This is a genomic window from Tunicatimonas sp. (assembly GCF_049647865.1).
In the GTDB taxonomy this organism is placed as follows: Bacteria; Bacteroidota; Bacteroidia; order Cytophagales; family Cyclobacteriaceae; genus Tunicatimonas.
The window spans coordinates 1-6,002 of sequence record NZ_JBARYM010000048.1 but is presented as its reverse complement, the minus strand read 5'-3'; the positions used below and the strand labels follow the sequence as shown (position 1 = coordinate 6,002).

Below are 6,002 nucleotides of genomic sequence, written 5' to 3'. Positions count from 1 at the left end.
GAACAACAAGGTGTCTTAGCCCCAAAGTACAAACAAGCCTTCTTTGCCGAACCCCGTAGTATGTTTGAACTCTACGATCTGCAACAAGACCCCGATGAGTTTGATAATCTGAGTGGTGATCCAAAATACGCAGACGTGGAACAGCAACTTAAAGAAGTGTTGCACGAGTGGATGATGGTGTATCAAGATTATCTTCCTCTACCTATCCCCCCCTCCAGATGAATCGAAGACGAACCAGTGGTATCTTAGGGCAAGGGAGCTTAACCGCTTTATTTCCTCCTGTGTTCAGGCTCCTGAGGAGCTTTCCGTCGGTGAACGCAACTAAAGTGTTGGAGTAGGTCTACAATTATTTTAAGTACGCTCGAATGCTGAATCAACCTTACGGAGGTTACGGAAGCTTAGGCCATATCAACTTCTACGCTTCCTGTGACGTAGTTATTGTCCGCCATATCATGAGTTGAATCGGAGTTTCAAATAAATCAGATACGAATGAAAAGACGAAATTTTTTAAAGCAGCAATTCTTTGCCGGAATAGGCGGCATGCTAATCCCCACAGGGTTTAATCATCTTTCTGCCTCACCTTGGTTTGAGTTTAACGAGGATTTACCAGTCATCCAGCTTACTTCCGGACCCGAAGAACACTGGTTTGGTTACTACGATAAGCAGCAAATTAGTGCCGATGGTCGCTACGCACTTGGTATGCAAGTCGATTTCAGTGGCCGATCACCAACCGCGGATGATGTTTTAACTATTGGCATGGTTGATTTACAGAGTGACAATGCCGAGGGTCAGCCCCGATGGATTGAAGTGGGCGAAAGTCGCGCCTGGGGCTGGCAGCAAGGCTGTATGTTACAGTGGGTGCCCGGAAGTAGCGAAGAGATTCTTTGGAATGATCGCATCACGTCTGATCGCGATGGAGAACAATACATTACCCGTCTGCTGAACGTTAAAACCAAAAAGGTTCGGACGTTGCCTCGCGCAATTTATACGGTGAGTCCTGATGGCAAATTTGCTATGTGTGCCGACTTTGCTCGCATTGATAATATGCGCTTAGGCTACGGTTACAAAGGAGGTTCTGATCCGTTTGTGGATCAAAAAGCACCCGAAAAAGGTGGGATTTACCGAATGGATCTGGCGACCGGAGAAAGTGAACTGGTGGTTTCACTAAACCATATAGCTCAAATGCCCCACCGTGGCCAGTCAGTAGCGGACAAATGGCACTACTTTAATCATTTGCTAGTAAGCCCGGATAGTAAACGCTTTATTTTTCTGAACCGCTACCGCGACTTTTCCCTTACCCCGGAAATGAAAGCAGAACCAGATGCGTACGCTAAATACGTGCGAGGTAACTACACTACCCGAATGTATACGGCAGATGTGAACGGAGATAATATTTATGAATTAGATCAGTCAGGCAAAACATCCCACTTCATCTGGCGTGATCCTGAGCACGTATTAGCCTGGACCAACTACCTTGAAAGCCGGGGCTTCTTTTTATTTAAAGATCAAACCCGACAAGTAGAGTGGGTAGGAGAGGGAGTGATGACTGAGAACGGCCACCAAACCTATTTGCCGGGTACCAATAACGAATGGATACTGAATGATACGTACCCCGATAAGCAAAATCGCAAGCAAACATTGTATCTGTACCGTGTGCCTACAGGAAAAAAAGTTATCTTAGGACAGTTCTTTGAGCCACCCGAAATACAGGGTGAATGGCGCTGTGATTTGCACCCGCGGTACAGTGTGGACGGTCGAAAGATCGTATTTGACTCTACTCACCAGAACGGGCAACGGCAAATATATATGATTGATATTTCAAAAATTATCGGATGAGTATTAACTGATCTAAAATAGCTTATAACAACAAAGAACCGTACTACACAATTTTAATAACCAACATCTTTTATGAAGATAAATCCAATGTGTTCACTTACCAGAACAATTATTCTTCTCTCGCTAATCTTATCTAAAACTTCATGGGTTCTAGGGCAATCCTCTCAACCAAACTACCTGCATTACGTGCAAACCTTTGCTGATACGTTGCTATCGGTGGGGCTAGATGCTTATGGGCCTGTCACTACCCCCATGTGGGCGGGGGTCATTGATACGCGCGACCGTACTGTTCCCATCCGGGGCGTGCCCCCTACCGAAGGAGTGCGCCCTCATGACCGATCGGTAGGTGGGGCTAATTATTACCATGATGTAGTTACGCTGGCAGTCTTTGACCAGCTAACGGAAGTGACCGGAGATGATCAGTATCAGCAGGCAGCCCATGACTATTCTGAAGCGTTTTTAGAACGGGCTCAACATCCGGAAACGGGGCTATTTGGATGGGGCGAGCATCTGTACTATAGTTTTTTCACCGATACGGTATCAGTAGCTGAAGATAGGCTTATCAATTTTAGACCTGGCTTCCGAATGCCTCACGAACTGATTGCCTGGACACCGCCCTGGACTCGTCTATACGCAATTGACTCGACCCGTACCCGTCGGGCTATTGAAGGACTGAAGTATCATTTTAATGGCCCGGATGTACAAACGCACTTGTTTAATCGGCATGCCGTATGGAACAGCGTAGAATACCAGCAAGAAGTTATGCCCTGGATCAAGCATGCAGCACTTTACGCGTACTCGTTTGGGTTTCTGTATCAACAGACCGGTAATGAAAGTTACCTAGAAAAAAGCTGGCAAATTGGCTCGCTATATTGGAAGCTACGTGACCGCCGGACTGATTTGGTCTTTGGTTGCCTGTATCATTTCTCTCCGAACGGCGGAGGAAAAGATGCTAGCCTCAGCAACACGGCGTTATACACGTATTGGCTCTACAAAGCAGGTGAGGTTAACGATAACTCGGAAATGAAGCAACAAGCAATAACGTTACTAAAAGCCTACGATCGCCATGGCTGGAACGAAGAACAACAACAATACTACAGTGCCCTTAACCTGGACGGCTCTCCATTAGAGAATTCCCAGTGGGCCACTCCCTGGAAGAAGGGCTACGGCTCATCTAGCCTGCTAACGTTAGGAAGAGTAGCTGCCTACATGAGTAAACAAGAATCTACTGATAGGTTGATTGCCGTGGTAGAGAAAGCCTTAGCAGTTTCAAACAGTCAACCTGTACCAGAATCATTTACCGCTCAGAACATCGGAGAAGCCATACAAGCTAACTTAGATGGCTACGAACTTACCGAAAATAAAGAGTACCTCGAAAAAGCGCAGCAGTACGCCGATACGGCTATCGAACATTTGTGGCAAGATGGGTTATTTGTCCGGCAGAAGGACGATCCTTACTACGAAGCAAAATTAGGAGTGGGCGACCTGTTATCGGGATTATTACGGTTGCATGTTATTCAGAATAATGTAGCCGAAAGCGCATCTATTGACTGGAGTTTTTAATTAGCGAGTATGAACCGAAGAAGATTTCTATCTACTACTTCCGCCGGGATGACCGCTATGGTTACTGTTCCCGGGGCTTGGCTGTGTCATAATAAATTTTCCCGCCCTCGCAGCTATCGTTTTCGCCCCTATCGGCCCGGTAAAACCCTAGGAGAAATTTGGCAAGTAACCCCTCCCGATGGTTTCTATACCAATACCTATTACGATGTTTGCCCCTGGAGTCCTTCAGGGCGTTACTTAGCTGTGACCCGAATGCCGTATCAGGACAAAATTACGGTATTAGGTGATAAGGCTGACGTTTGTATCATTGATTTACAGGAGCGAAGTATTCGTACGGTGTACACCACTCAAAGTTGGGGGTATCAGTTAGGAGCCAATCTTCACTGGGGAACCATTGATCGCTATATTTACACCAACGATGTAATTGATCAGCAGCACGCGGTAGGCGTTCGTATTGATCTGGAAACTGAAGAGACGCTAGCTCTATTGGGACCTCAGTACGATTTAGATGCTGAACGTCAAACTATTATTGGGCCTACCTTAGAGTATCTCAACGTTACACAATACTCCTATGGGCCACCAGCCGCTTCTGCCAACAGAGATAGTTTTGAACGGTTGCCTCCCGGAGCAGCGGCTGACGAAGGACTGTGGGTCACCGACGCTAAAACCAATCAAAAGAGACTACTCGTAAGCATAGAGAAGGCTGCCTCCCATTTGTCTGACCCTGACTTCTACCAAAACGGCACCTTCTACTTTTTTCATACCAAATACAGTCCCGATGGGGAGCGTATTATGCTGGTACTACGTTATCCTTTCTTACCCGAAACCAAAAAAAGCGCCCGGAATCCAGTTCTTCTAACTTGCGACCGGGATGGTAAAAATATAAAAGAGGTAGTTTCCCGAGAGCGTTGGGCCTTGGGCGGCCACCATCCTACCTGGCATCCCGATAGTAAACATATTATTATGAATCTAACCCCCGCCTGGCTGGGCGATAATACTCTAAGGTTCTGCCAATTTAAAATAGATGGTAGCGATTTCAAAATGCTGAGTATAGAACATATGGGTAGCGGTCACCCTAGTGTTACACCTGATAACCGCTATTTGCTAGCGGATGCTTACCCAATGGAGAAGGATTTCGCAACAGCTGATGGAGAAGTACCTATTCGGTTGTTGGACTTGCGAACACAACAAGAACGAACAATTTGTACAATCTTTACCAAATTACCTTACAAGATCTCTCGCTCATGGGGGCCAAGCAAACTAGATGCCCACCCAGTCTGGAGCCACGATTATCAGCAGGTTTGTTTCAACGGTGCTCCTGACGGCAGAAGGCAGGTATTAATAGCTGATTTGTCGAGTGTTTTATCGTAAGTGAATAAGTAATTATGAAGTTTACGTAAAATACGGGCTAATCTACCAATATCAGTTGATTGGCGCGCTTTCATAGCGAGGCTTCCATGATAAATTCCCCTTACCACCTTTTTCTAAGGGGGGAATAGATTCAGTGCCCATTCATCAAAATCGCAGTATTGGATCAATATTAGTATCGGATAGTACTGCTAAATAGGATAATGTGCCTACAGCGTTAAGATAGCCTCAGAAAGATGACCATTATTGGATAGGACTGGATGCATTAAATATAACCCAACGAGAGCGAAACAATGGAGCAATAACAGAATCAATTAGCCCTCAACTATCTAAACCCTTTATATCAATTATTCGTAAAGTTACTCTGACTAATTGACCAAACATTACTTATCCCTATGTCACTCATTGTAAAGTGGTTGTTATCAGCCATTGCCGTTATGATTACCGCTTATCTGTTACCCGGTGTCAGTGTAGCGAGCTTTTGGGCAGCTTTAATTGTTGCCGTTATTCTGGCTTTGTTTAACACTTTTCTTAAGCCAATTTTAGTCATTCTTACTATTCCTATCACCGTTCTCTCGTTAGGATTATTTCTGCTGGTCATCAACGCAATCATTATTTTATTAACCGACGCATTAATCGCTGGATTTGCAGTGAGCAACTTTTGGTGGGCTTTAGCCTTTAGTATCATTATGGCTATTCTTAGCTCTCTATTCAACGATATTGCCGAAAGAATATAAAGAGAGATTTGTAAATTGCTGATTATTAACTTCTAATTTGCAATTTTCAGTTATTACTGCTTACCTTCGTGCCATTATGAAAATGATACGAGCCATCATTGTGTCTTACATTCCCGCCAATCTCGGATAGGGTTATCACTACATTTCTTTAGTAGTGTGAGTAGGGCATCATCGCCCATTCTTTCTCAATAATTATTTATTGGCATTTTCATTATTCTCACGCATGGCTCAGTATATCCGCTATATTAAACACTTATATAAAAATCTCCGTATCGCGCTAAGCGGTTCAGAAACAAACTTCATCTCCGGTAGCATTCGTCGGGCCATATTTCTGTTGTCGGTTCCAATGATTCTGGAAATGGTGATGGAGTCGCTATTCGCGGTAGTTGATATCTTCTTTGTTGGTAAAGTAAGCACAACTGCGGTAGCTACGGTAGGCCTTACCGAATCAGTGCTCACCATTATTTACGCAGTAGCTATTGGCCTTAGTATGGCAAC

General features: G+C 44.8%; 6 protein-coding genes. All 6 read left to right on the top strand.

From position 1 onward, the window contains the following. Positions 1-222: sulfatase/phosphatase domain-containing protein (locus tag WBA23_RS01910; RefSeq protein WP_424580547.1), on the top strand; the 222-nt coding region annotated here is incomplete at its 5' end. A gap of 267 nt (positions 223-489) precedes the next feature. Further along, entirely contained in the window at positions 490-1,836 is a 1,347-nt protein-coding gene (locus tag WBA23_RS01905; protein WP_424580546.1) for a hypothetical protein, read from the top strand. Between the two features lie 186 nt (positions 1,837-2,022). Next, complete coding sequence (locus WBA23_RS01900) at positions 2,023-3,399, top strand: hypothetical protein (RefSeq protein WP_424580545.1); 1,377 nt, start codon at positions 2,023-2,025, stop codon at positions 3,397-3,399. Positions 3,400-3,408: 9 nt separating this feature from the next. After that, positions 3,409-4,770, top strand: a complete 1,362-nt coding sequence (locus WBA23_RS01895; protein WP_424580544.1) for a TolB family protein — start codon at positions 3,409-3,411, stop codon at positions 4,768-4,770. 392 nt (positions 4,771-5,162) lie between these two features. Next, the gene (locus tag WBA23_RS01890; RefSeq protein ID WP_424580543.1) at positions 5,163-5,504 is read left to right on the top strand and encodes a phage holin family protein; all 342 of its coding nucleotides are present in this window, start codon (positions 5,163-5,165) and stop codon (positions 5,502-5,504) included. Between the two features lie 223 nt (positions 5,505-5,727). Next, the coding region (locus WBA23_RS01885; protein WP_424580542.1) for an MATE family efflux transporter at positions 5,728-6,002 on the top strand (275 nt) is incomplete at its 3' end.